The following is a 729-nucleotide window of genomic DNA, read 5'->3' on the forward strand; positions in this document are numbered from 1 at the left end:
CTCAGCTGGTTAGAGCGCTACACTGATAATGTAGAGGTCGGCAGTTCGAGTCTGCCTGGGACTACAATTTCAAGTTAGGGGTCCGGATGTTCCGGATTCGTATTTTGAAAATGTTCATTAACAGATATTGAAGGAAATTTTAGAAGTTGGGAGGGGGGTTTTGATAACTCATAACTCATCACTAATAACTCATCACTAAAAGAAATGGGGGATTAGCTCAGCTGGCTAGAGCGCCTGCCTTGCACGCAGGAGGTCATCGGTTCGACTCCGATATTCTCCACCAAATTTAGTACGAAGTACCAAGTATATAGTAATGAGTATCATACTTTATACCGATCACTTGATACTAAAAAAGTTCATTGACATATTGGAACAGGATATATAACATTAGTGTTGTATATACCTAAAAAGAAAGAAACACGAATCGTAGTTGCGCGCTATCAGTGCGCGATGAAGATAAAGAGTACGAATATATAATAAGTAAGCAATAAGAAGGTTTGGCGACAAGCTGGAAAAGGGCGTATGGGGAATGCCTAGGCTCTCAGAGGCGATGAAGGACGTGATAAGCTGCGAAAAGCTACGGGGATCGGCACACACGATATGATCCGTAGATATCCGAATGGGGCAACCCACTATGTTGAAGACATAGTATCCGCAAGGAAGCAAACCCGGGGAACTGAAACATCTAAGTACCCGGAGGAGGAGAAAACAAAAGTGATTCCGATAGTA

The 729-nt window shown here is 42.8% G+C and carries 1 tRNA gene and 1 rRNA gene; both read left to right on the plus strand.

From position 1 onward, the window contains the following. Nucleotides 1-206 precede the first annotated feature (206 nt). Nucleotides 207-283: transfer RNA gene (locus ACFQZJ_RS17210), tRNA-Ala, on the plus strand. Nucleotides 284-502: 219 nt separating this feature from the next. Beyond that, nucleotides 503-729 (plus strand): 23S ribosomal RNA (locus ACFQZJ_RS17215); the annotation flags it as partial.

The organism is Maribacter chungangensis (genome assembly GCF_042676845.1).
Lineage (GTDB): Bacteria > Bacteroidota > Bacteroidia > Flavobacteriales > Flavobacteriaceae > Maribacter > Maribacter chungangensis.